The sequence below is a fragment of the Salinimonas chungwhensis DSM 16280 genome, assembly GCF_000378185.1.
Classification (GTDB): Bacteria; Pseudomonadota; Gammaproteobacteria; order Enterobacterales; family Alteromonadaceae; genus Alteromonas; species Alteromonas chungwhensis.
In genome coordinates, this window is sequence record NZ_KB899376.1 from 423,984 (window position 1) to 448,310 (window position 24,327).

At 46.2% G+C, this 24,327-nt stretch carries 23 protein-coding genes; 16 read left to right on the top strand and 7 right to left on the bottom strand.

Going from position 1 to position 24,327, the window contains the following annotated elements; translation table 11 throughout:
* Positions 1–268 precede the first annotated feature (268 nt).
* The 6 genes from F458_RS0101945 (at position 269) to F458_RS0101970 (ending at position 6,468) form a co-directional block, all read left to right on the top strand.
* A complete protein-coding gene (locus F458_RS0101945; protein WP_018981690.1) occupies positions 269–1,759 on the top strand; it encodes a CoA-acylating methylmalonate-semialdehyde dehydrogenase in 1,491 nt (496 codons plus the stop codon).
* Positions 1,760–1,768: 9 nt separating this feature from the next.
* Entirely contained in the window at positions 1,769–2,923 is a 1,155-nt protein-coding gene (locus F458_RS0101950) for an acyl-CoA dehydrogenase family protein (protein WP_018981691.1), read from the top strand.
* 17 nt (positions 2,924–2,940) lie between these two features.
* Positions 2,941–4,080, top strand: coding sequence for an enoyl-CoA hydratase/isomerase family protein (locus F458_RS0101955; RefSeq protein ID WP_018981692.1), 1,140 nt, complete (start codon positions 2,941–2,943; stop codon positions 4,078–4,080).
* Positions 4,080–4,970: a 3-hydroxyisobutyrate dehydrogenase gene (gene mmsB / locus F458_RS0101960; protein ID WP_018981693.1), complete on the top strand. Its 891-nt coding sequence runs from the start codon at positions 4,080–4,082 to the stop codon at positions 4,968–4,970. The genes F458_RS0101955 and mmsB overlap by 1 nt, the downstream gene beginning before the upstream one ends.
* A gap of 98 nt (positions 4,971–5,068) precedes the next feature.
* Entirely contained in the window at positions 5,069–5,887 is an 819-nt protein-coding gene (locus tag F458_RS0101965) for a putative RNA methyltransferase (RefSeq protein ID WP_018981694.1), read from the top strand.
* Complete coding sequence (locus F458_RS0101970; RefSeq protein ID WP_018981695.1) at positions 5,884–6,468, top strand: D-glycero-alpha-D-manno-heptose-1,7-bisphosphate 7-phosphatase; 585 nt, start codon at positions 5,884–5,886, stop codon at positions 6,466–6,468. Before F458_RS0101965 ends, F458_RS0101970 begins: the two co-directional genes overlap by 4 nt.
* Here F458_RS0101970 and F458_RS0101975 read toward each other — a convergent pair.
* Positions 6,443–7,966: a DUF3413 domain-containing protein gene (locus tag F458_RS0101975; protein WP_018981696.1), complete on the bottom strand. Its 1,524-nt coding sequence runs from the start codon at positions 7,964–7,966 to the stop codon at positions 6,443–6,445. The genes F458_RS0101970 and F458_RS0101975 overlap by 26 nt on opposite strands.
* Positions 7,967–7,981: 15 nt before the next feature.
* Positions 7,982–8,194, bottom strand: coding sequence for a YejL family protein (locus F458_RS0101980; protein WP_018981697.1), 213 nt, complete (start codon positions 8,192–8,194; stop codon positions 7,982–7,984).
* A 160-nt stretch (positions 8,195–8,354) separates the two neighbouring features.
* Between F458_RS0101980 and yejK the strand changes: the two genes are divergently transcribed.
* From yejK to F458_RS0101995, 3 genes are all read left to right on the top strand, one after another.
* Positions 8,355–9,428 carry a nucleoid-associated protein YejK gene (gene yejK / locus F458_RS0101985; RefSeq protein WP_018981698.1) on the top strand — a complete coding sequence of 358 codons (1,074 nt, stop codon included), beginning with the start codon at positions 8,355–8,357 and terminating at the stop codon, positions 9,426–9,428.
* A 73-nt stretch (positions 9,429–9,501) separates the two neighbouring features.
* Positions 9,502–10,380 carry a 6-carboxytetrahydropterin synthase gene (locus F458_RS0101990; RefSeq protein WP_018981699.1) on the top strand — a complete coding sequence of 293 codons (879 nt, stop codon included), beginning with the start codon at positions 9,502–9,504 and terminating at the stop codon, positions 10,378–10,380.
* A complete protein-coding gene (locus F458_RS0101995) occupies positions 10,377–11,192 on the top strand; it encodes a M23 family metallopeptidase (RefSeq protein ID WP_018981700.1) in 816 nt (271 codons plus the stop codon). The genes F458_RS0101990 and F458_RS0101995 overlap by 4 nt, the downstream gene beginning before the upstream one ends.
* A 25-nt stretch (positions 11,193–11,217) precedes the next feature.
* On the opposite strand, the gene F458_RS0102000 is transcribed toward F458_RS0101995, so the two are convergent.
* Positions 11,218–12,996, bottom strand: coding sequence for a M61 family metallopeptidase (locus F458_RS0102000; protein ID WP_018981701.1), 1,779 nt, complete (start codon positions 12,994–12,996; stop codon positions 11,218–11,220).
* Between the two features lie 125 nt (positions 12,997–13,121).
* On the opposite strand from F458_RS0102000, the gene F458_RS0102005 reads away from it, so the two are divergent.
* The 4 genes from F458_RS0102005 (at position 13,122) to F458_RS0102020 (ending at position 16,275) form a co-directional block, all read left to right on the top strand.
* Entirely contained in the window at positions 13,122–13,775 is a 654-nt protein-coding gene (locus F458_RS0102005) for a flagellar brake domain-containing protein (protein WP_018981702.1), read from the top strand.
* 16 nt (positions 13,776–13,791) lie between these two features.
* Entirely contained in the window at positions 13,792–14,253 is a 462-nt protein-coding gene (locus F458_RS0102010) for an Mpo1 family 2-hydroxy fatty acid dioxygenase (RefSeq protein WP_018981703.1), read from the top strand.
* Between the two features lie 118 nt (positions 14,254–14,371).
* On the top strand, positions 14,372–15,451 hold the full coding sequence (locus F458_RS0102015; RefSeq protein ID WP_018981704.1) for a sensor histidine kinase: 1,080 nt from the start codon (positions 14,372–14,374) through the stop codon (positions 15,449–15,451).
* Positions 15,448–16,275, top strand: a complete 828-nt coding sequence (locus F458_RS0102020) for a LytR/AlgR family response regulator transcription factor (RefSeq protein ID WP_018981705.1) — start codon at positions 15,448–15,450, stop codon at positions 16,273–16,275. Before F458_RS0102015 ends, F458_RS0102020 begins: the two co-directional genes overlap by 4 nt.
* A gap of 33 nt (positions 16,276–16,308) precedes the next feature.
* Here F458_RS0102020 and F458_RS0102025 read toward each other — a convergent pair whose 3' ends face one another.
* Positions 16,309–17,307, bottom strand: coding sequence for an ATP-dependent 6-phosphofructokinase (locus F458_RS0102025; protein WP_018981706.1), 999 nt, complete (start codon positions 17,305–17,307; stop codon positions 16,309–16,311).
* A 152-nt stretch (positions 17,308–17,459) separates the two neighbouring features.
* Between F458_RS0102025 and F458_RS0102030 the strand changes: the two genes are divergently transcribed.
* Positions 17,460–18,302 carry a DUF6279 family lipoprotein gene (locus F458_RS0102030; RefSeq protein WP_018981707.1) on the top strand — a complete coding sequence of 281 codons (843 nt, stop codon included), beginning with the start codon at positions 17,460–17,462 and terminating at the stop codon, positions 18,300–18,302.
* Between the two features lie 1,061 nt (positions 18,303–19,363).
* Here F458_RS0102030 and F458_RS20815 read toward each other — a convergent pair.
* The 3 genes from F458_RS20815 to F458_RS0102050 form a co-directional block, all read right to left on the bottom strand.
* Entirely contained in the window at positions 19,364–19,525 is a 162-nt protein-coding gene (locus F458_RS20815) for a hypothetical protein (RefSeq protein ID WP_018981709.1), read from the bottom strand.
* A gap of 591 nt (positions 19,526–20,116) precedes the next feature.
* Positions 20,117–20,362, bottom strand: a complete 246-nt coding sequence (locus tag F458_RS0102045) for a DUF4235 domain-containing protein (RefSeq protein WP_018981710.1) — start codon at positions 20,360–20,362, stop codon at positions 20,117–20,119.
* 548 nt (positions 20,363–20,910) lie between these two features.
* The gene (locus tag F458_RS0102050; RefSeq protein WP_018981711.1) at positions 20,911–22,551 is read right to left on the bottom strand and encodes a response regulator; all 1,641 of its coding nucleotides are present in this window, start codon (positions 22,549–22,551) and stop codon (positions 20,911–20,913) included.
* 148 nt (positions 22,552–22,699) lie between these two features.
* Between F458_RS0102050 and F458_RS0102055 the strand changes: the two genes are divergently transcribed.
* The gene (locus tag F458_RS0102055) at positions 22,700–23,191 is read left to right on the top strand and encodes a VC2046/SO_2500 family protein (protein WP_018981712.1); all 492 of its coding nucleotides are present in this window, start codon (positions 22,700–22,702) and stop codon (positions 23,189–23,191) included.
* Between the two features lie 105 nt (positions 23,192–23,296).
* Positions 23,297–24,292 carry an oxygen-dependent tRNA uridine(34) hydroxylase TrhO gene (trhO, locus tag F458_RS0102060; protein WP_026294424.1) on the top strand — a complete coding sequence of 332 codons (996 nt, stop codon included), beginning with the start codon at positions 23,297–23,299 and terminating at the stop codon, positions 24,290–24,292.
* The last annotated feature ends 35 nt before the right edge of the window (positions 24,293–24,327 follow it).

A 24,327-nucleotide genomic window follows, 5' to 3' on the forward strand; every position in this document is an offset into this window, starting at 1 on the left:
ACAACTACAAAGATAAATCGCGCCTGATAAAAATACAATTAAGCTTTGTTCAACGCAGAGAATTGAAGCATAACAGCTGGTTTTTTATCCGTCATCAAGACAGTGTAATTTTATCTCGTCTGATGTGTTGATTCATCCATCGCAATCTATCATTTTTCATGTCACATTATGTTTACAAAAATACAACCTTACGTTTATGGTTAACGTTTACGTCAAGGGGAGCCAGCGTTAAGGTGTCCCTAACGTCCGTTTATCAAAGGAATCAGCGATGAAACATGTACCTTTATTTATCAATGGTGAGTTTAAAAGCTCAGAAGCGACTTCACACATTGATGTAACCAATCCTGCAAATAACGAAGTGATTGCGCATGCTCCTTGCGCCACTGAGAGTGAAATCGAACAGGCCATCGCTTCTGCAAAGACTGCTTTTGAAACCTGGAAGGACGTACCGGTTACGGAGCGTGCGCGGTTAATGATGCGTTATCAGGCGCTACTCAAAGAACACCAGAAAGAAATAGCAGAAACCCTAGCGCTGGAAACCGGAAAGACATTCGATGATGCCATGGGCGATGTTTGGCGTGGTATAGAAGTCGTTGAACAGGCGATGAATGTGCCATCGTTAATGATGGGCGAAACCGCCGAAAATGTCGCGCGTGGTATCGATACGTACAGCTTCACACAGCCGCTGGGTGTTTGTCTGGGCATCACCCCCTTTAATTTCCCGGCCATGATTCCATTATGGATGTTCCCGTTATCCATCGCTTGCGGTAACACGTTTATACTTAAACCTTCCGAACAGGATCCGTTAACGCCAATGCGTCTGGCTGAACTATTTAAAGAAGCCGGTGCCCCTGACGGCGTACTAAACGTAATTCACGGCGGTAAGGAGCAGGTTGAACCACTGCTGACCCACCCAGAAATTAAAGCAGTTTCTTTTGTGGGCTCAGTACCGGTGGGTCAGTATATTTATCGTACTGCTACTTCACATATGAAGCGCGCGCAATGTTTTGCCGGCGCCAAGAACCATACGGTAATCATGCCTGATGCCAATAAAGAACATGTACTGAATAATCTGGTTGGTGCCTCAGTAGGCGCGGCCGGTCAGCGCTGTATGGCTATTTCTGCTGCTGTCTTTGTTGGTGAGGCACAGGAGTGGATTCCTGAGCTTGCAGACCGTATCGCAGCGGTGAAGCCCGGGCCGTGGGATGATAAAGATTCTGCATTCGGACCGGTTATAAGCCCGCAGGCGAAACAGCGTGTGTTAAAACTTATCGAGTCAGGAAAAAAACAAGGCGCGACCTGCCTGGTAGATGGCTCGGATTTCACCGTTAAAGGGTACGAGAATGGTAACTGGATTGGCCCCACGGTATTTAGCGATGTTACTGACGAGATGGATATTTACAAAGAAGAAATCTTTGGGCCAGTACTCTCTATTATGAATGCCGATTCTCTGGATGACGCGCTTAAGCTGGTAAACAATAACCCCTATGGTAATGGTACATCGATTTTTACAGCCAGCGGCGCTGCAGCTCGTAAATATCAGCACGAAGTGACGGTAGGTCAGGTAGGCATTAATATTCCGATTCCCGTACCGCTTCCATTCTTCTCGTTTACCGGTTGGAAAAACTCATTCTATGGCGATTTGCACGCTTACGGTAAACAAGCAATTCGTTTTTATACTGAAACAAAAACCATCACTTCCCGCTGGCTTGAAAATGATATTCCGGGTGGCCCGAATATGACAATTTCGTTGGGGTAAATAGCAGTTATGAATTTTGAACTCACCGATGATCAACAAGCTTTTGCAGATACCGCACGGCAATTTGCTCGTGAGGTTCTGGCACCCAATGCCGCGCAATGGGATAGGGACCATCATTTTCCGGTCGACGCTATTCAGCAAGCCGGAGAATTAGGATTTTGCGGGCTCTATACGCCTGAAGACGCAGGCGGTCTTGGTTTAAGCCGGTTAGACTCATCGATAATCTTTGAGCAGTTGGCGATGGGATGTACCACCACCACCGCCATGTTAACGATACACAATATGGCGACCTGGATGATTGCCACATGGGGAGGGACGGCGGTTAAACAGCAGTGGTGTGAAACGCTGGTTACCGGCCAAAAGCTGGCGTCTTACTGTCTGACAGAGCCTGGTGCAGGTTCGGATGCCGCATCGTTAAAAACCACAGCCCGTAAGGAAGGCGACGGTTATTTACTAAATGGTTCCAAAGTATTTATTTCCGGTGCCGGTAGCACAGATGTGCTGGTGGTTATGGCAAGAACCGGCGGTGAGGGCGCTTCCGGTATATCCGCATTTGCCGTGCCGGCGGATGCCGATGGCATTTCCTACGGCAAAGCTGAAGAAAAAATGGGCTGGAATGCACAGCCTACCAGAATGATCACCTTTGATAGTGTCCGGCTGGATGCTGACTGGTTGTTGGGCGAAGAAGGCGAGGGTTTCAAAATTGCGATGCGGGGCCTTGATGGTGGTCGTATCAACATTGCCACCTGTTCTATCGGCACCGCTCAGCAAGCGCTCAATACAGCGCGTGAATATATGCAGGAACGCGAACAATTCGGCAAACCCATTGCTACTTTTCAGGCCCTGCAATTTAAATTGGCTGATATGGGGACAGAGCTTGTTGCCGCCCGGCAGATGGTGCGCCTTGCTGCCTGGAAACTGGATAATAATGATGCTGATCGCACGACCTATTGTGCAATGGCCAAACGGTTTGCCACCGATGTGGGCTTTACAGTGTGTAACGAAGCGCTGCAGTTACACGGTGGCTATGGATATATCAAAGAATACCCCCTTGAGCGGCACGTACGGGATGTGCGCGTGCACCAGATTCTGGAAGGTACCAACGAAATAATGCGGTTAATAATTGGCCGCCGATTAGTCGCAGATGAACGAGAAGTACTGTAAAGCCCTAAGGAGTTTTAATGAGTGAGAATAGTCAGACATTACCCGTTATAGTCAGTGAACTTACACTGGCTAAGGGCAAAGTGGCAGGGCAGCTGACCCTCAACAAACCCAAAGCACTGAACGCGCTGGATTTGGAGATGGCTGAAATTATGTTGGGCGCTTTGCAGGCGTGGGCCACTCGTGATGACATCGCATTTGTGTTGATGGATGCAGTGCAGGACAAAGCATTCTGTGCCGGTGGAGATATCGTTAGTATGTATCAGGCCATGCAGAAAAACCCTGACAGCGTACCGCACTTTGTTAAAACATTTTTTGCAGTGGAATATCGTCTGGATTTCACCATCCGCACTTATCAGAAACCCGTTATTGCCTGGGGCCACGGCATAGTGATGGGGGGCGGCATGGGTCTTATGAGTGGTGCCTCACATCGGGTAGTTACAGATGCCTCCAGGCTGGCGATGCCAGAAATAAGCATCGGCCTTTATCCAGATGTTGGCGGAACTTACTTTTTGCCCCGTCTGCCAGGTAAAACCGGCCTGTTTCTTGGACTTACAGGGGCAAGTATAAATGCCACTGACGCACTTTATGTCGGCCTGGCTGATCACTACTGCGCAGCCGGTGACAAGCAGAATATTCTGGATGTGTTGGCAAACGAAGAGTTGTCTGACAGCGCCTCTGTTGATAAAGCTATCAGTGCAGCTCTTGCATCATTTGCTGTCAATGAAAGCGACCGTATAGCCGGCCAGGTTGAAAGGCACCGTACGCAGATCGATAAAGTGTGCGATGCGTCCACATTGGCAGACGCCGTGCAGGGCATACAGGCATTATCTGCCAGCGATGATAAGTGGCTGGCCAAAGCACAAAAGACATTGGCAGGTGGTTCACCAATCACCGCCCATATTGTGTATGAGCAGATTCGTCGTGGGCAATCAATGACGCTGGCTGAATGCTTCAGGGCAGAGCTTGGCATTTCCTGTCGTTGCGGAGAGTATGGCGAATTTCAGGAAGGAGTTCGCGCTTTGCTCATTGATAAAGATAATAAGCCGGCATGGAAATTTAAGGATGTCGAATCGGTACCGGAAGATGTGGTCAATTACTTTTTCAGTGATCCCTGGGAAGGCGAACCACATCCCTTAGCCACACTGGGAGAAAAATAATGCAAAAGATAGCTTTTATCGGTCTGGGTAACATGGGTGGCCCCATGGCCGCCAACCTGCTTAGCGCCGGTTGTGATGTAACGGTTTTCGATCTGGTGCCTGCTGCTGTTGAAGCAGCCTGTGAAAAAGGGGCTAAATCCGCAGCCAGTGCGCATGAAGCTGTTGCTCAGGCTGACGTTATTATTAGTATGCTACCAGCAGCGCACCATGTTAAGTCACTGTATCTGGGTGAAAAAGGTATCATTGACCACACGCAGCCACACGCACTGATTATTGATTCAAGTACTATAGATTCAGCCAGCGCCACCGAAGTGGGTAAGGCAGTAGAAGCTGCTGGTCGCCACTTTGTCGATGCGCCTGTCTCCGGCGGTACAGCTGGCGCTGCAGCGGGAACGCTCACTTTTATCATGGGCGGTACTGAAGAAGCGGTAGCCCTGGCCAGACCTGTACTTGCGCACATGGGGAAAAATATCTTTCACGCAGGCCCGTTGGGCGCTGGACAGGTAGCCAAAATTTGTAACAACATGCTGCTGGCTGTACTAATGGCAGGCACCAGTGAGGCGTTACAGATGGCGGTGGATAATGGTCTTGACCCAAAGGTTATAAGTGAGATTATGCTGCAAAGCTCTGGGTCCAACTGGACTCTGCAGAAATATAATCCATGTCCGGGGGTAATGGAAAATGTACCATCATCCAATGATTATAAAGGGGGATTCATGGTCAAGCTTATGAACAAAGATTTAACCCTGGCCATGAATGCTGCTGCGCAAAGCGGATCAGCAACGCCTATGGCTTCGTTAGCGCAAAGTTTGTACCGTTTGCACCAGAGTAACGGTTTTGATGATAAGGATTTTTCCAGTATTTTCTCCATGTACTCCTCCAAAAAATAGAAGTTTTGGATAACCGGGTAGCGCAGCTGCCCGGTTTCGCTTTTTATCGGTTATCTGCTAGCATCTCTTCCCTGAATTTGTACTTTGGATTGTTTTACATGTGGCAATGCCCACTCTGTCAGCACGCCCTGGACACCTCGTCTACTACATGGCGCTGTGACAATAATCATACATTTGACCAGGCAAAAAGCGGATACATTAATTTACTGCCCGTTCAGAATAAAAGGTCCCGTGAACCCGGCGATGATAAAGTCATGCTGACAGCCCGGCGTGATTTTCATCAAACCTTGGGTTATAAACCTTTAATGCAGAAAATCGTGCAGATTATAGGGGCGCATTTTAGTGAGAAAAATTCACTCACCGTGTATGAGGCAGGCTGCGGTGAAGGAGCCTATTTGCGATTTATCCAAAAAAACCTGATACACGAAGGGGCTGTTTTTACCGCAGGCAATGATATTGCAAAAGCTGCTGTTGATATGGCTGCAAAGCTTGATAAGCGTGGGCAATTTGTTGTTGCAAGCTCGTTCAGTCTGCCGGTGATGGAGCAGACTGTAGATGTGTTGCTGCTGGTTTTCGCGCCCGGTGACCACAATGAATTCGCCAGGGTGCTGGCTGATAAAGGTGTGCTTATTACTGTTGATCCTGGTCCCGAACATCTTATAGAAATGAAAAAGGTTATCTACGAAACCCCTGAAAAACATAGCCCACCGTCAGCATCGTCCGGGTTGCTCAACATAGTTGAAGAACTACCACTAACCTTTTCTGTCAGTCTCGAAGATGACAAACGAAGAAATGGACTGATTGGTATGACGCCCTTGTGCTGGAAACTGAGTGAACAAACGTTAGCAACTTTGCACCATGCTGTAAAAACAGTGACGGCAGATTTTGTTATTCGGGTTTGGTGTAAACATTCATGAATCAAAACGACAAACCAACCCGACTGCTTTTTCTTGATCGCGACGGTATCATTAATGAAGACAAAGGATACGTTGGCAGTATCAACGATGTCTCATTTATTCCGGCCATCTTTACTGTTATTGCAACATTTGTAGATCATGGTTTTTTACCGGTAGTGGTCACAAATCAATCCGGTATTGGTCGTGGTTATTATTCGGAAGATGATTTTTTTTCCCTTAGCAGGTGGATGCAGGATAGATTTACAGAGCATGGCTTACCGCACATTCCGGTTTATTACTGTCCTCATCATCCCACTAAAGCCTTGCCGCCTTATCAACAAGAATGCCAGTGTCGAAAGCCTGGTGCTGGTATGTTGCTTAAGGCTGCCAGTCAGCTAAATGCGGATTTAAGCCAGAGTATTTTAATCGGCGATAGCTGGCGTGATATTCAGGCTGGGGTTGCGGCCGGTCTTCCAAGCCAGTGCTATGTTAATAAGCAACCAGCGCCAACTCTGAATGCCTCACGTATTTTCCAGACGCAGAATGTGGCGGACATTGCCGCCAAAATTCCGGATATCATTGCCGCGTCGAAAAGCGGGTAAGATGTTTTATTGCGCGGCTGAGCAAATCAACATTCAGATTATCTGTGCTACGCGATTGGGTTGTCAGATCAGTAATTTCGTAACTACCATTACTTAATACCTCAATACGCTGGTTATTGTGCATAACCACGATACGCTCTCCGGATGTGCTCACCAGCCAGTTTCTGGTTGGTGCCAGCAGATTTTGGCCCGTTGAATAGTGCGGCACCGGCGCTGTACATCCCAGTGCGTTTAACACCGTTGGCGCAAGATCTTCAGTACTGGCAAGGCCCTGCTGGATGTCCAGATTGGTCAATAGCTTGCCTTTAGAAATACCGCCTTCTGGATCAAAGCCAGAGGCAATAAGAATATTGCTCTTAGCGAAACTCTCCCGCCCCAGCATCTGTACTATTTGATCAGCAGGTAAAAAGGCCACATGTAACCCATCGTGGCTATTGCTAATCGGTTGCCGGAAACTTTCAAGCGTAGTGCCAGGTAATGTCGCATCAGTATGAATAGATACCGCAGTCTGCATAGCCACTGGCAACGCCAGCAAAACCGGACTTTCGGAAGACACCGTATCACGATAAATTTCAGGGACGCCAAACAAGGTAGTGACAATCAGGCCTTGCAGCGTCGAGGCGGTAGAATAATATTCATCCATTGTTGTCAGATTGAACTGTTCAAACGCTGGTAGCGGTGCTGAATCGGTCTGCACGATTAACAGGGTATTAATGTTTTCTTTGATCGAGCAATAAACAGGCTTAACCGGATAGGTAACCTTATGTATGTTCGGATCAAATTGCAGCTGCTTGCGTTCTTCATACCGAGCTAAATCCAGTAACCCATACCGGGACATGGTGGTTTTCGCCGTGGCAGGATATGACAGTGGAAACATATTATCCTGCTTTATTATGGGCTGATACAATTGCGCATCGGCCCATACATGAATGGCATGGCTACTGACAAAGCAAATTACAAACAACCCGGTAACCGGTCTGCCAATATGATACTGCTGCAGGCGCGCTATACGTTTCCAGATAGCATTGGCCAGAATAAGCTGAAAGCCTAACCACACCAGGAATAGAAGCGCCAGAAAGCCCCAGTCCTGGACGGTAAACTGACTCATCTGGGTTTGTGCTTCACTTTTTAGCAGCGTGGCAGAGTTGATGCTGATATGAAAACCGGTACGGTTATAAAGAAGCGCGTCAAATGCCAGCAATGCCAGACCAATTGCGGCGATTCCCGAGGCACTGGCCTTTATCACATTGGGCCGGTTTACCAGGTAGCACAGAGGCAAGACAAGTATGACGAACCCCGAAAAAGTCATAAAGCTAATATGACCAAGCCAGTTAGCAATTAGATATGCAGTGCCCAGCGCAGTATCGGGCAACGGAGACGAAAAGACAAAAACTGATGCGATAACAATAGCAATGGCAATATTAACCAGGGCGAACCAGTGGCCCCAGTTAACTAACTTTGTCACCCGCTGGCGGCGTGGGGATTCAGCTAAAATCATGATTTCTCAATATTATTATTTGACACTCTTAACTAACACGTCAGCGAATTTTTCAGCCATTGCCGATCTATCTTGCTGTTTTACCTGGGTCTTTAAAATATGCGTAATTACATTTCCCAGCACCATCAATGATAAATCCCGGTCGGCCTGATTTTCTTCGAGCGTTTCGATAACCTGATTCATTAACGCTTCAAATTCGGTGTCCTGATAACGGCTGTTCTGGGGCATCGCGACATCTCTTATGTGTAATTTATTCTTTTAAAAGAATGATAATATCAATAGGAGGATTATAATCGTTGTTTGAGTGATAACAATCATTCATTCATAATTCCTTTCTTTGAACTTCGTAAATTTTTCAATTTTTAATCAACGGGATGCGTTTTTTAATATGAGTGCACTTATACACCACTTTGTTGTTCATCGTCTGATCGTCAATGAAGAGGAAAAAATTCAGGCAGTGCCGCGAGATAAATGCCTGTCTGTTACACCTCAAATAGAGCATCTTGCGCATCAGATTAATCACAGTTTCAATGCCAAACCTGGTAAAGGCGTGGGCCATTTTTCTCAGCAAAGCGCTGAGGAATCCCCAGAAGAGCCAGCAACAGATAAGCCGACTTTTGCATCGTCACTGGCGGACTTTATGAGAGTGCAAAAGCAGGGTGTCGATGACCTCGAACCACGTTTTCATAACTTTTCGATAAATGCCACTGACCGTTTGATTGAGTCGTTGATTAATGTAGGTAGTGTTGAAACCGGCTTTCTTATTTTTTGTCAGTACGAATACCTGGCAACCCAGTATCTGATGATTGCACTGCTCAATACACGTGCACACGTCGAAGTTGACCAGTCGCTTGAGTTATACGAACGGGAACATCTGGATTTAGCTAAAATGCAGCTTGCAGTACGTATTGATTTGACCCAGCTTGACACCCAGCCCGAACAGCAGCGCTATATCAGTTTTATTAAAGGGCGGATGGGGCGCAAGGTCTCAGACTTCTTCATGGACTTTATTGGTTGTGAAGAACTGGTTGATGTAAAACAGCAAAACAAGCAGCTTATTTCCTCGGTGGATGCCTATTTGGCCAGTGAGAATCTGGACCGCCACGAACAAGAGCAACATCGGGATGAAGTAAAGGCCTACTTTAAAGAAAAGATTGATAGTGGTGAGTCAGTATCAGTCAGTGAGCTTTCCGGCCGCTTGCCCCAGGATGCAGAAGAAGAACGTTCATTTGAGCACTTCACCCAGAATTTGGAAACACCGTTGGAAAAAGACATACAGCCAGATCCTGCAGCGTTACGTCAACTGGCAAAATTTACTGGCGCCGGTGGTGGGGTGAGTGTTAGTTTTGAACGCAAGCTATTAGGCGATCGGGTCATGTATGATCCACAAACAGACACACTGACCATTAAAGGAATCCCGCCAAATCTCAAAGATCAGCTGAATCGCCAGTCTGGAAGTTAAGCTCTGATATCTTGGGGTGAGCGAAGACGAATTTTCCCGTATAATTTATTAAATTTTTAGTTGTAAGGCTCTTATGCAACTTTTTGTAAACGATTTAACCGTGATGGATTTTTCTTATTTATGCCCCCAACGGGGCATGGTAGGAGAAAGCTGGATTGTTGATGTTATCTTAGATGGCGATCTCAATGACGAAAGCATGATCCAGGATTTTGGCAAGGTAAAAAAAGGTCTGAAACGTCTTATCGATGAATATGTCGACCACAAACTGTTGGTGCCCGCGGAACATAACGGTGCAGCCATTACGCATTTGGACGAAGATCAGGTAGAAGTACGTTTTACCTTGGATAGCGGTGATGTCATTCAGCTTTTCTGTCCGGCAGAAGCTTATGCATTTGTTTATTCGGATAGCGTTACCATGGATTCAGTCGGGCGTTACATGCGGGAGGTTATTGCCACCCATCTGCCTGAGAACGTAGCAAACATTGAGTTGAAATTGCGCGCTGAGCAGATACTGACGCCTTTCTATCATTATACCCATGGCCTGAAAAAACACGACGGCAACTGCCAGCGAATCGCTCATGGACACCGCTCCAGGATAGGCATATTCATTGATGGTCAGGCCTGTCTGGAGAGTCAGCAATACTGGTCACAGCGGTGGCAGGATATCTATATTATCACCCGTGAGGATATCATTGATTACGATATGCGCCGCTCATCCGGGGCATTGGACAATCCGCTGGATTATTATTGCTGTGCATATGAATCCTCTCAGGGCTACTTTGAGCTGCTTATCCCACGTAAATTCTGTGAGGTGGTAGAAACCGATTCAACAGTAGAGTGCCTTGCTCAGTATATCTTTGACGAGCAACAGAAACGGACCGGCCAGGGTGAACTGCGGGTAATGGCCTATGAGGGCGTGGGAAAAGGTGCAATGGTTGAAGGCAAGGTATGAAAAAGATAGCAGGGATACTCGTTTCTTTAGGTATCGCAATTACCAGCTATAGCGCGGTAGCGAATGAACTTGTGTTCAATGGCAAGCTTACGCAGGGTAGTCTGATACGTGGCCAGTTACCCGCTGGTAGCCAGATAACGCTCAATGGTGAGACACTAAAGACAAACAGTCAGGGCAAGTTTGTCTTTGGTTTTGGTCGAGATGCCGACCTGTCACATTCGCTAAAATGGACATTGCCCGACGGCACTACCCACAGCCGCCAGATCAAGTTAGAGGCGCGGGAATATGTAACCCAGCGAATAGATGGCTTAGATCAGAAAATGGTCACGCCCCCAGAGTCTGTTTTAAAGCGTATTCGCCAAGATGCTGCCAATGTTTACAAGGCGCGGGCGGGGAAATCTGACAGTGACGCCTTATTTACCGGTTTCATCTGGCCTGCAGAAGGCCCGGTAACCGGCGTCTACGGCAGCCAGCGTATATTGAATGGTAAACCCGGTCGTCCTCACTATGGGCTTGATGTAGGTTCGCCTACCGGTACGCCAGTCGTCGCGCCGGTAAATGGCACTGTGACGCTGGCAGATGACCTTTACTATTCCGGCAACACCGTTGTGCTGGACCACGGTATGGGGGTTTTTAGTACCTTTCTTCATCTGGATTCAATGGGCGTCCAGGTGGGAGATACGGTTAAGCAAGGTGAGCAAATTGGTACTATCGGGTCAACAGGACGCTCCACCGGTGCGCATCTGGACTGGCGAATCAACCTTAACGATAAACGGTTAGATCCGCAGCTGTTGGTGCCGCCCCGAGACTAGGGCGGCCTTTATTCTGGTGGCCATATCAGACCGGTAAACCCAGCCACTGATGCAGTTTTTTGCGGTCAGTGATGACAAAATAACAGGCATCGTTCACTGCTTTTTGCGGCACAAGATTCAGGCTAAGCAAACGGCCTTCCCGGATCACAGTGAGCATTATCGCGCCTTTTTGTTTATTGTTTACGAATCTTTCCAATAGCTTGTCATCGACAACATAATTGTCGGCGGCAATTATCACATCGTTATTCTGTAACCCAGCCGCGCTGGCCGGCGTATTATCCATGATCTGAGCTACTGTGACCCCGGGGGAAGCATTTTTAATATTGGCGCCGAAATGCTGATTCTGGCTATGCTCAGGCCCCTTAACACCGCCCTTGTCGGTCATCCCGCGTTTAGGCCGGTATACCATAGCAATACCAATGTCATCCAGCCAGTTTTCCAGCGGCACATCGTTAGTGCCGTGGACGACCTCGTCAAGATAGGTACTAACATCTATATTGAGGAAGTTGTTACACAGATGTTCAATGACGTCGTCAGGCGTGCCGGACTCATCTTTACCATAATGTGTCCATAGTAACCGCATGAGGTCATCCAGACTATAACGCTGCTGACTTTTCTCCCTAATCAGCAAATCCAGCCCCATGGCAATAATGCCACCTTTTGTATAGTAGCTGACAATATGATTTATCGAATTAGCGTCCTGTTTATAAAATCGCGTCCAGGCATCAAAACTGGACTGCGCTGCGCTTTGCATATGCCGGCCACCACTTTGTAACAGGCGCGTTATATTCTGACCTACAATCTCAAGATACTTATCCGGCGATATTAGCCCGGTACGCGCCAGCGTCAGATCATCGTAAAAGCTGGTAAAGCCCTCATAAATCCACAATTGTTCTGTAAAAACTTCTTTACCCATATCCGGCGATACCATTGACGCGGGTTTAATGCGTTTAACATGCCAGGTGTGGAAAAGTTCGTGGCTACACAGGCTCAGAAATGTTGTGTAGCCATCGGTTTTTGTCGCTGGCTCTCCTGACAGGGGCAACTCAAACCGGGGGAAAAGCAAGGCGGTAGAGCTGCGATGTTCTAATCCCCCGAATCCATCATTACTCAATAATGTCATAAAGACATAACGCTCTACCGGGTAAGGCTTATCAAAAAGATTAAGGTGATGCTGGCAAACCGGTATCATATCCTGGCAGATACGTTCGATATCCAGCGGATCGTTGCCACTAAATAGCATCACAAACTCAACATCATCCACAGTAAAGCTTTTGGTTAAAGCCTGACCAATAAAAATTGGGTGGTCAATAAGTTCTGCATAATCGCGAGCCTGATAGTGCTTATTCTTTACTGGCATGGTGGTTTCAATAAGCCAGTTTTCGTCTTCCGGTGGCGCAATTTCAAGGCTGTGAGGACGGGTTTCCATGCCGCGGACCTGCAGAAAAACCGACGTACCATTACAAAATGCATACTGGTCATTGATAAATGCCGATCGTACAGACAAATCAAATGCAAAAATTTGATACTTTACAGTGAGTTCCTTCCCCTGGTTTTCCACCTGCCAGGTTTGTTTATCCACTTTTCTAACCGGCAAGATTCGCTCGTCCGAAGATTTTGCCTCAATTGACACGATGTTCCTGGCAAAATCTCTAATCATATAACTACCGGGTATCCATGCCGGTAACGTTAGCGTGATGCTGGTAGATTCAGAATTCGGAATACGCAGTTCAACATTGAACAGGTGCTGCGATTTTGATGCAACAGACAGTGTGTAGTGCGGATGTTGAGGTAGTTCTGTCATAGTCAGTTCTTTTATTGCAAAGTTAGCTCTATGATGCCCAACAATACCGGGATTGTCAGTAGCAGCGCGTGTTTCGATGCATTAAACTGGAGATAAGATGCAGCGTTATTATTTTAAGGACAGCGATGGCATTACCACAAAACGACCTGCAACTATTGAGAAACATGTCTGTAGGCGACGCCGTTGACATGCAGGTGACGACGCCTACAGCGCCCAAACGAGTGCGCACCCGCTACCTGGGTATGGAAGAAGAGCAGGGAATGTTTTTTGCCGTACCCTCGTCGACGCGCTGGGCGGCTATAAAAGATTTATTGTTGCCGGGTAACTCATTAATTATCCGTCATGTGATAGAAGGCGATACCGGTACCATCATAGCTTTCAAAGTAAATGTATTGCGTTTACTTAATAATCCTTTTTCATTGCTGGTCACTTCATTTCCTGATGCACTTCAGTCTCAGGGTCTTCGTGCCGTCAGGCGAGGTTATCCGGGTATTGCAGTAACGGCTATTGGTGAGGGCTTTGACCACACAGAGGCAGTGATTACCGATATTTCGCCCTCGGGCTGTCGTATCGCGATTCTGCAGGCAAACGCCCCTGAAGCTACTGATAACAAAAGATTAACATTAGGCTATCAACTGGGCGATAAACCACTTACTATAGAAACATTGGTAAAAAATGTGAGTCGTGAGAGTAGCTACGTCTATATGGGGCTGCAATTTGTATCCGGCCAGGAAAGCGTGGCCCTCTTGCTGGAACGACACATATTACATTATGAGTAAAAAGGTGGGTATTTAGATGCGTCAGATAGAGCTTTTGCTGGACCGTTACGGTGAGAGTCACCAGAACAAAACCAATGTAGTTATACATGCTATTGCAGTCCCCAGTATTTACTTTGTCACGCTGGGTTTGCTTTACGCTATACCGGTACCTGATTTACTGGCACAGTTTGATGTTACCTGGGCTCATATCATTGCCATTCCTGTGCTGTATTATTATTTTCTGTTGTCCGGTCCGATAGGCGCTGCGATGACATTACTGACACTGGCGTGCTTTGGCGGCATTGCAGTGCTCGAAGCAGCGGGGCTTTCTGTGTGGCAATTTTGTCTGGCGTTGTTTGTTGTGATGTGGATCCTGCAGTTTGTGGGGCATAAGGTTGAAGGCAAAAAACCCTCATTTTTGGAAGATCTGCGCTTTTTACTGGTTGGCCCGGCCTGGTGGTGGGTTCACTGGCTAAAACGGATGAATATAAGTTACTAATCAGCAGGGGCAGATGACAATGTGCGATAAGCCGTCGGTGGTTTACGATTAGTGTGGCCGGATTTTGTTAAATTAATGCGTATAATTGCACTTAACATACAAATCATCCGGTAGTTGCGTGAGCCGCTGGCAGAAAACATTTGAGAGCAACGAGCGACTTTTCTGGGCATTCCATACCATGGGGTGGGCAGGGTTTGCGCTCATTTACTATATCGGCTCTTTTTTACACGACGTTCGCCCGATCTGGGTTTTCATTATTCTGTTGAACGCTTATGCCGGGTGGCTTGTCACTATTCCTCTTCGTTATATCTTCCGCCGTGCCCGTAAGCTAGCCCCGCTCAAAATGCTCGGTGTTGTGTTGCTCGCCTGTTATGTCACTGCGTTACTGTGGGCAGTCGTCAAAAATATTAATTATTGGGAGATATATAAGCACGGTTACCGGCCTGAAGAATGGTACATGTATTTCACCAACACCATAAACTCGATGATAATGATTGTTTGTTGGAGCGGGCTTTACTTTGGCATCAAGAATTTTCAAATGCTGCAAAAAGAGAAGCAAAATGCGCTCAAAGCCAGTACTATGGCGCATCAGGCTCATATAAAAATGCTACGTTATCAGTTAAATCCCCACTTTTTGTTTAACACGCTTAATGCAATTTCAACGCTAATTTTACTTAAAGAGAACAAAACTGCTGAAGCAATGGTGTCGCGTTTAAGTAACTTTTTGCGCTACTCCCTGGATAACGATCCGATAAAACGGGTCCCCCTTAGCCAGGAAATTAAAGCATTACGTCTTTACCTGGAAATAGAAAAAGTCCGTTTTGATGACCGCTTAGAGGTAGAATGGGATATCGAACCTGCCTGTGAAAACGCGTTGGTCCCAAGCATGATTCTTCAGCCACTTATTGAAAATGCGATTAAACATGCCATATCAAAAATGGAGAAGGGTGGTAAAATTGCTATATCGGCTAAGAATTTTGGCAATGACTTATTGTTAGATGTTGCTGATAATGGTCCGGGTGCGGATATTAAAGATGGCCAGCTTTCCAGAGAAAAGGGTGTTGGTTTGGTCAATATCAGGGAAAGGTTGCAGTCTTTGTACCACCGAAACTTTGCGTTTTCTGTGGAACATAATCAGCCAACCGGCGTAAGAGTCAGACTACGCATCCCCAGTGAAGTAAAAGAATGCAAACTATGAATGACAACGTGATAAAAACGATAATTGTTGACGACGAACCGTTGGCACGCCGTGGCTTGCGTGCCCGGCTGGAGCGCTACGAGGATGTCATGCTCATCACAGAATGCCAGAATGGTCTGGATGCGGTAAGCGCCATATCCCAGCACCGACCTGATCTGGTATTCCTGGATATTCAGATGCCCGGATTAAACGGCTTTCAGGTGATTCACAAACTGCAGGAGCTTAATCAGCCCATCCCGCTGATTGTATTTGTCACAGCTTATGACAGTTACGCTATAAAGGCGTTTGATGTGCATGCACTGGACTATTTGCTTAAGCCTGCTGATGATGAACGGCTGGATGAAGCAGTCGCTAAAGTCAGGGAATATTTGTCTAACCAACACCAGGATGAGCAGTCTCGAAAACTGGCAGCATTGGTCGCTGATCTTACGGGCGATGACTTTGAGGACATACTTCGGAAACTGGCCAGTGGCGAGGCCATTGATACGAACCCTTATCCTGAAGTATTGGCAATTAAAGATGGCTCAGAAGTTACCCGCGTAGCGGTACAGGATATACAATGGATAGATGCTGCAGGTGATTATATGTGTGTCCATGCAATTGATGGAATGCACATTATGCGTAAGACAATGAAAGAGCTTGAACAGGAATTGAACCCGCAGTGGTTTGTTCGGGTGCACCGTTCTGCAATTGCAAATATCCGATTTGTTAAAAAGCTGGTAAGCCATATCAGCGGAGAGTATCACCTGATTTTACAAAATGACACAGAGCTGAAAGTGAGTCGTAGCCATCGTGATAAAGTTAAAGCTGCAATGAAAATGTGATCAGGCCGGTGCGCATATACCGGCTGCAGGACATTATTTATAGCGATGATTCATCAGCGTGGTCATCGTTGTTAAAGAATCCTCATCCAGGGCCTTCGTTTTTTCCCAGGTTTGTGGCAGTGGTACCGTGACGGATCTATGTTCATTTGTGCCGACCATCACGCCACTAACCGCTGTTCCCACCAAAGAGACCGCATAAGTGCCCAGCTTTACCGCTAAGATTCGGTCCTGGCTCACCGGCGTTCCCCCGCGTTGCACATGGCCAAGAATAACAGGCTTAGCGTCCATTTCGCTTCGTTTAGCCAAACGTTCACACAGATCATTAATACCGCCGGGCCAGACATTTTCCGCAAGTACAATGACATAGCTCACAGGCCCGCGCTTCTGCTGACGTTGTTTAATCTGTTTGCTAATTTGAGCCAGGGTCTTTTCTTCATCCTCAAACAGCTCAGGCAGGATGACATAATCTGACGCTGAGGCCAGCGCTGCATTAAGCGCAAGAAAACCAGCGTGTCTACCCATTACTTCCACGAGAAATACACGATCGAATGCGTCAGCTGTATCTCTGACCTTATCAATGGAAGATACTGCCGTTTCAATCGCCGTATAATAGCCGATGGTAGCGTCTGTACCGGCAACATCATTGTCAATGGTACCCGGTAAACCAATAATCTGCCCTGACCATAATTTACCCAGCGCATGCGCGCCACGAAACGATCCGTCTCCGCCAATAATAAATAGCGTATCAATACCTGCAGATGTCAGATTATTTGCAGCGCGTTGTTGTCCCTCATGCGTGGCGAAGGGCTTGCAACGTGCACTATGTAAAATCGTTCCCCCCTGCTGCAAAAGATTGTGCATACGTTCACAGGTTAATTTAATGCGCTGGTCATCGAGTAAACCGTTGTAGCCACGTAAATAACCCGATACCTGATAACCCTGCCGGTCAGCGGCAATCACAATTGCTCGTATACAAGCATTCATCCCCGGGGCATCACCACCGGAAGTTAAAATAGCGATATGTTTTGTCACAATTTGAAACCTTTTAAGTCAGGCGTTTGGCAACTTTATACGTAAACTAGGCTCTTAAGCAAAGTGAACAGTCTGAATATCTGTTTTATTCGTATCTCAGGCATAACAGATTTGTCAACGACCATCAAAAAACGAAACATTCAGGAAGATTAATGAAAAAGTGGCTTTTATTGATAGTAATTGTGGTGACGGGCGGATGCTCCTCAAAACTTGCTTATGACAATCTCGACTGGCTTATCTACTGGTACATGGATGATTATGTTGAGCTCAACGACAGACAGGAAGCAGTATTTGATGAAAAGCTGGATGCCTGGATAGACTGGCATCGAAGCGAGGAATTATCAAAGTACGAACAACAACTGCAACAGCTTCAGCAACATATTCGCAATGATGAGTTAGATAAAGAAACCATTGCTTATCATCTGGACCAGGGCAAACAGCATATCGATGCTATCAGAAATAAACTTGCTCCAGAGCTGGCCAAGCTGGCCACCCGGCTCGATGACGAACAGATTGTCTACCTGTTTGCTGCATTGGAAAAAGAAAATGAAGAAGAGGAAGAGAATATTAGGGAAGCGCAAGAGGAAAGCGCAGATGAGCGTCTCGAAGAACTTACAGAGGACATAGAAGAAGAATTTGAAGACAGACTTGGTGATTTAACTGACCAGCAGGAAGACATCATTGCGCGTTATGCCGCACAATTTAATCGTTCAGGAATGCATTGGATAGCGTTTCGTCGGGATATTCAAAATGCTGCACGCCGCTTGTTTATAACCCGCGATAGTAACGAAAACTTTGAGCAGGATTTGACTTATCTGATGAATAATCCTGATGAATACCGCAGTGATACTTATCTGGCATTGCGAGATGAAAATCGTCAGCAGTATCTGAATATGGCCAGCGAACTGGCCCCGACGATGACACCTGACCAAAAAGAACATTTACTGGATAAAGTAGATGAATGGCTTGAAGATATACGGGATTTACAAAAATAGACCTGGCCGCCGGCTGTGATGCCGGCGTAATCTGAAAAAGATAATTGTCAGACGTCAACCACTCCACCACCGTACAAAAATTTTCAGTTAGCCATTTTTATCATTCAGTGAAGCTTGCCTGGAATGAGCAGATGATCCGTACTCAGGCAAATCATTTTCTACGCTACTGCCCATACTCCGACCTTACTACCGAAACTACATTCTCGTAAAAACAGGCTTTGCATACAGTACCCACAGCGCGATAAACGCATCGTGCTAAGTGGATAAACTGTGTTTTCCCACTCTATATTTTATTAAAGAAATATTGATGTGAACGTTTTACATATTGCCACTGATGGACTCAATAACATCAACAACGGTGTATTTAGTCATTGGGCGTATCGCTGTTGTAGTGTCAACATAGCGGGGTTCGATCTTTCTTTTTAATTTTCTAATTCGGAAAGTTGCGATGGGCGTTAACACAGTACGGATTTGAACGGATGCCTGCGTTCAACCGGTTGTAAAACGCAGGGGGTAAGCTACTGACACGCCGAGAATTATTTTATCTATTTGTGACAACCATATTATTACTGTCTTTTTGTCGCTGTCATATACTTGCTTTGTAAAAGAGTAGTCTAGCTGATCGGTGGCCCGTGACGTTCAGTTTTGTGGCGGTCAGTTGTATTATGCCATCGTTCAGTGCAATGCCTGCGGTAAATGATTCTATGTAAAGATGAAGAGCAACATTAACGTGGTAGAAGCTATAACGCTCTTTACCTTTGAAGTGATGCGGAATTTTGTACATTTCACGTTAACATTCTCTGGAATATGTTTTTTTAAAGAGCAAAAAAATCGATGTCTCGTAATTATTCCGGCGGTTGCCCGCCTTATCAATCTGGCTTTGCTGGTTATATCAACTGCAGTATACGTACTTTTAAGAATTTATGCGGCATTCGGTTTCGAGTATTTTGATGTTTTCAGTGATAAAACTTCAGGTATCGATTAATTGTATGAGAGTAAATGAGCGTTTTTCATAAAAGCATATATCTCTTTCACGGCGGACGAGCCTTTACCGGCTCTATTTATATATCAGAGGATTTTTTATCACTATTTTTTTCTAATTTTTTCTCTCTTTTAAGTTTTTTTCTTGCATTTTTTTCAGTAACAATTTTTATCGCTTCATCTCTGGTCAGGTTAGGGTGTTTATCAACAAGCTCTTTTACTCTTTCATCAAATTTTGTCATCTCTAAACCTCATATTTTATGGTTTCAAAAAAGCATCAGTTGCAGCCTTTTTTGTATGGCTTGCTACGTAACGGCTCACGCAGGACCGCACCTGGATAAGCGATTCCAGTAATGTGGCAGAATGTCTCTGGATTTGTATACCCGTAAATATCTACGTACGGGTATATAGATTTTCACCAGCCTCCCTGCAGCCGGGGCTTACAGCAGGTTTTTGGGAAAGTACTCAGATACGACGCTACGCGTTACTACTAAGCATAAAGTATATCAGTAATAAAACATGCTTGACTCAGATTATATGTAAAAAGGCAGTTGCTTTCGATGTTAAATAATCTTGTTGCCGGTTATCGACTAAGCGTGGACCCGAATTGGGGACTCCGCGGACAAGCCACACAGAGTGAATAATTTGTTGTATTTGTGGAAAGAATCAACATGAGCACAAGGCCAGCACATTCTGTGAGGGAAGTTCTCAACACAGTAACTGCACCGGATAATCCCGATACATTACGATGGTTTCTGAAGGGCTAGCCTGCGCGCGTAGTATAATTTCTTAAACATGCATTAGTAACTCAGAGTGAAGCTAACACAAGATAGTTACTTAGATTTATGCTTATCGACAGCATAATGAACAACCATCCTGGCCAGGCCTGCACCCACGCCTGAAATCATCGCCCACGTAATGGCTTCTTTGAGATCTATTTCCTCACTGGATTTATCTTTAGGGGCGGGCTCGTTGGTAATTTTTTCCCAGGATTTTTGCACACTTTTCCGTGTTAACATACTCGCAGATGCTGCAGCAAGCCCTATACCAATGGTACTAATTAGGTGTTTATTGCTCATAGTTTCCTCGATGCTCCGCTAAAGGACAGATCTTGAATAAAATGCATTACGCATTCTTCGTGATACTTACAAGCTTATGTAAGTGTAAGAAAATTCTTGCAAGTTATGTACCGGTGGGGGCAGAGCCTAGCGCTGATGAGCGCTATAATAACCACCTTGTAGCGTGTCTTAGTTTTTTAGCAAAATTCAGATTAAGGATAAGGCTTGAGCGAGATCTCAACCTACGAAAGTATTCCCGTCTCCCGAAACCAGGCCCCGCTATCTACTGTTCGCTTAGTGACGTCATCATCTAATACTAAGGCATGTTGATTGACGTTGAGGCCTGCATCACTAAGCTATCCTGCTTGCGTAAATTTTCCTGTGCTGACTACCTCGGCACCTAAGGAACGCCCGAAGACTGTTGCAATACATAGTGGAAAGGTAGCAAGAACAGTGCGCTGTTCGTCTCACTTTAGATCGGAATAACTTTCGTCTATACAGCAACAAAGCGGGAGAGGCAGGACTGGCAAGGTCTAACGAAACATTTTATGTTTTGTTTATGTTGGGTATTAATTGCCTGACCCGAGTAGCTCATCAATTTCCTGGCGCAAGCCATCAAATTTCTGTTGGTGCTGAGGTTTGAGTGGAATATCGTTAAGTAACTTATTCAGTTTCCGGCACTGAGAAACCAGCTCATCATTACTGGTCTTACGGCCATGGGTCAGTTTCAAAATACATTGGATCAGGTTAAGCGCAACCCCTGTATTGAGTGGAGCAAAACCCTGAGCCAGGTTAAATTGTTCGCGTGCTTGTTCAAATTTCCCCTGCTGATATAAACTTATCCCCTCGCGATTATGCTGAAGATAGGCTTTATGTCGCTGGGCCGAAGCATCAGAGATCTGCTGTACAGGTACAAATGCATTGTTGTCTTCAGGCGTGTTATTAAGCAAGTTGATAATCGGCTGCGCGTCTTCGAACTCTCCCAATTCAAGCATTACATTCAGCGAATCCTGGGCATATATGACGGGAAATGAGTCGTATTTAGCGTCGATATCCCGCTGCGAGATGAACAGAGCATGCTTGGCATCGATAAATTTTCCATCCAGCGCGGCCATTCGGGCCATAACCATTTGTTCAAAAATATCGAAGTCAAAATCAGGGTCTAAACGGCTTATGCGCTCATCATGTCGGCCCCGCTGTAAGTGCAGAAGTGCCTCTTGCTGATAACGGTTTTTAAGTCGTTTTTCTTCGGTATGTTCAGCGACATCCAACATACTTCTTATATAAGTGCACCAGTGAGCGATATGTTGATTGGCCGTGTGCCTGGTAAGCTTCCAGATAGCCGCGCATGCTTCATGCGCAAATACAAAATCATTATTTTTTCTTGCGATATCGCAGGCCGTGATAAATCTGGGTAAAGAGTATGGCGATAGCTTCACTGCATGGGTAATAGCAGCAATTGCTGCATCGCCTTCAGCAAGTTGTTGTCTGGCGCTGGCAATAATATCGTAGGCCTCGGCCGAAAAGCGATTTTGTTTAAGTATCTTTTCGCATAGCGCCAGAGCCTGTTGAGGCTCCTCACAAAATAAGTACGTACGGGCCAATGCGATTTGAATCCATAATGCGCTTGGCACGTTTTCGTAAGGTGTTAATAACTGACGGGCACTTTCAAAATCTTCCTTCTGCCAATATAATTGGGTTAACAAGAGCTCCGTGGAGTGAAGGTAACTCGTATTCAGCGAAATAATTTCGCGGCACGCTGTGATTGCTGTATCAATCTCTTGATCATGGATTGCGCGATAAACGGGTAACAGCGCCTGACGCTTACGCCAGGCTCGGTTGATGCGACTTTTCAACTGCGCCTGGGAAAATGGTTTTACGATATAGTCATCCGGACGCCGCTCTATTGAGCCAAGTACTACGGGCCGGGCACTGTCAGCACTGATGAGAATGAAAACTGCGGACGGCTTTATCAATCTGACCTGGCGAAGCTCTTCTACCAATTCAAAGCCGTTTTTCTGATCGCTGCCTAAATGTAAATCAGCAATCACGATATCAAATTTTTCCTTGCGACAAGCAGTCAACGCTTTCTCGGCTGCAGTATGGGTCACTACATCTTTTGCACCCATGGATTGCAATAGCCCTTTCAATAACATTAGGAAAGGGCGCTGGTCCTCCACAATAAGAACCCGTTTGTCAGCATACTTCATAACACAAAATCCGATCCACACCGGGCGACCACAGGAAAAGAAGTACATTATACGCATTAAGGCCGGGGTTTTAGCAATGCCCGTTTAGATTAAAGGTTTAGTCTGATATACCGATAGCAAAGGTAGAATAACCGGACAGGCATAATTTGTGGCGCACGTGAATTTACAAGCCAGCGAGTTGCACAGGCAAAATCTTGAGTGGGGCGGGCAACTAAACCGTGCTTCATCAGATGCGCAGCTGTTTTCCTTGTACCTGGCGATGCATCTGCAGCCAGGCAACCCTACCATTGCCTTCGAGCCCTCATCAGACCAGGCTAACGATACATCGTCAAAGTCAGAGTTCATCAGCCATTATCGTCGGGCCGCAACCCAGCCGGATCAGAATGATATTAAGACAGCCAATATTTACAGCAAACTTACAGCTTTTAATGATACGTCTTCGGTAATGCTCTGGCGGGCCATGCACCCTGATCCTCTTTCGGTAAAAGATGACCACCGACATGTCGCGCCAGAGGTACTGGCGAACTGTAGTTATGCGACTCAGCAGAGATGGCGGTCTGAAAGCCCTGACACTACGCTTACCGAAACCCCTGTAATGCTGGACGAAGTTATACGCGGCTCGGAATCGCTACTAATCTGAGCTTCGGGTAGATAATCGCGTTGGAAATTTTTCTCTCTTTTTGCTATATTCGCCGCCGCATTTTGCACTGGTTTTACGTTCCAACTAGCAAAGGTAGTTAATTTTATGTCTCAATATATCGTTTGCGCGATGTACAAATTCGTCACGCTTGAAGATTTTCAGCAATTACGGGCTCCCCTTTTAGCCAAGATGGAAGAAGAGGGGATAAAAGGTACGTTGCTTCTTGCTTCTGAAGGCGTCAATGGCACCGTATCGGGTACCCGACAGGGCATTGACAATCTTGTGGCGTGGCTAAACGCCGATACCCGCATTAATCCTATTTCCACCAAAGAGTCTCTTCACGAAGAGCAACCGTTTTATCGCACCAAGGTTAAGCTTAAGAGAGAGATTGTCACTATGGGGGTGGAAGGCATTGATCCCCGCGAAACGGTAGGCACCTATGTAAAGCCTTCTGATTGGAATGCGCTTATCAGCGATCCGGATGTATTTGTAGTCGACACGCGCAATGATTATGAGATTGATATCGGTACCTTTAAAAACGCGGTTGACCCTAATACCAAAACGTTTCGTGAGTTTCCTCAGTACGTAAAAGACAATATGGATCCGAAAAAACACAAAAAAGTGGCGATGTTTTGTACCGGGGGAATTCGATGCGAAAAATCCACTGCGTACATGAAGGAGCAGGGCTTCGAAGAGGTTTATCATTTAGAAGGCGGTATTCTTCAGTACCTTGAAGACGTACCCAAGGAAGAGTCGTTGTGGGAAGGTGACTGCTTTGTATTTGACAATCGGGTAGCGGTGAATCACGATTTGCAAAAAAGTCACTATGAGGCTTGTTATGCCTGTCGCCTTCCTATTACAGAGCAAGACAAGCAAAGCGAGAAATACGAGCCAGGTGTTAGCTGTCCACATTGTTACGGCACGCATACTGACGATCAAATTGCACGCTTTCGGGAACGCGAAAAACAAGTTCAGCTGGCAAAGGCCAGAAACGAAGAGCATGTCGGTACTGAAGCTCGTGAAGCGATGGAAAAGCGTCGTCAGGAAAAAGCTGAAGAGCAGCGCCAGCGTGCGTTGGAAGCCAGACAAAAACAGGCATAGACAGCCAGCAATGAGGGCGGTACACTGAAAACCTG

Coding starts and splice junctions, on each gene's coding strand:
- F458_RS0102000 (WP_018981701.1), bottom strand. CDS start 12,996: ATGACAGAACTACCTCAACATCCGCACTACACACTGTCTGTTGCATCA.
- F458_RS0102020 (WP_018981705.1), top strand. CDS start 15,448: ATGAATGACAACGTGATAAAAACGATAATTGTTGACGACGAACCGTTG.
- F458_RS20815 (WP_018981709.1), bottom strand. CDS start 19,525: ATGACAAAATTTGATGAAAGAGTAAAAGAGCTTGTTGATAAACACCCT.
- F458_RS0101955 (WP_018981692.1), top strand. CDS start 2,941: ATGAGTGAGAATAGTCAGACATTACCCGTTATAGTCAGTGAACTTACA.
- F458_RS0102010 (WP_018981703.1), top strand. CDS start 13,792: ATGCGTCAGATAGAGCTTTTGCTGGACCGTTACGGTGAGAGTCACCAG.
- F458_RS0102050 (WP_018981711.1), bottom strand. CDS start 22,551: ATGAAGTATGCTGACAAACGGGTTCTTATTGTGGAGGACCAGCGCCCT.
- F458_RS0101965 (WP_018981694.1), top strand. CDS start 5,069: ATGTGGCAATGCCCACTCTGTCAGCACGCCCTGGACACCTCGTCTACT.
- F458_RS0101980 (WP_018981697.1), bottom strand. CDS start 8,194: ATGCCCCAGAACAGCCGTTATCAGGACACCGAATTTGAAGCGTTAATG.
- F458_RS0101990 (WP_018981699.1), top strand. CDS start 9,502: ATGCAACTTTTTGTAAACGATTTAACCGTGATGGATTTTTCTTATTTA.
- F458_RS0102045 (WP_018981710.1), bottom strand. CDS start 20,362: ATGAGCAATAAACACCTAATTAGTACCATTGGTATAGGGCTTGCTGCA.
- F458_RS0101950 (WP_018981691.1), top strand. CDS start 1,769: ATGAATTTTGAACTCACCGATGATCAACAAGCTTTTGCAGATACCGCA.
- F458_RS0102030 (WP_018981707.1), top strand. CDS start 17,460: ATGAAAAAGTGGCTTTTATTGATAGTAATTGTGGTGACGGGCGGATGC.
- F458_RS0102005 (WP_018981702.1), top strand. CDS start 13,122: ATGGCATTACCACAAAACGACCTGCAACTATTGAGAAACATGTCTGTA.
- yejK (WP_018981698.1), top strand. CDS start 8,355: ATGAGTGCACTTATACACCACTTTGTTGTTCATCGTCTGATCGTCAAT.
- trhO (WP_026294424.1), top strand. CDS start 23,297: ATGTCTCAATATATCGTTTGCGCGATGTACAAATTCGTCACGCTTGAA.
- F458_RS0101945 (WP_018981690.1), top strand. CDS start 269: ATGAAACATGTACCTTTATTTATCAATGGTGAGTTTAAAAGCTCAGAA.
- F458_RS0101995 (WP_018981700.1), top strand. CDS start 10,377: ATGAAAAAGATAGCAGGGATACTCGTTTCTTTAGGTATCGCAATTACC.
- F458_RS0101970 (WP_018981695.1), top strand. CDS start 5,884: ATGAATCAAAACGACAAACCAACCCGACTGCTTTTTCTTGATCGCGAC.
- F458_RS0101975 (WP_018981696.1), bottom strand. CDS start 7,966: ATGATTTTAGCTGAATCCCCACGCCGCCAGCGGGTGACAAAGTTAGTT.
- mmsB (WP_018981693.1), top strand. CDS start 4,080: ATGCAAAAGATAGCTTTTATCGGTCTGGGTAACATGGGTGGCCCCATG.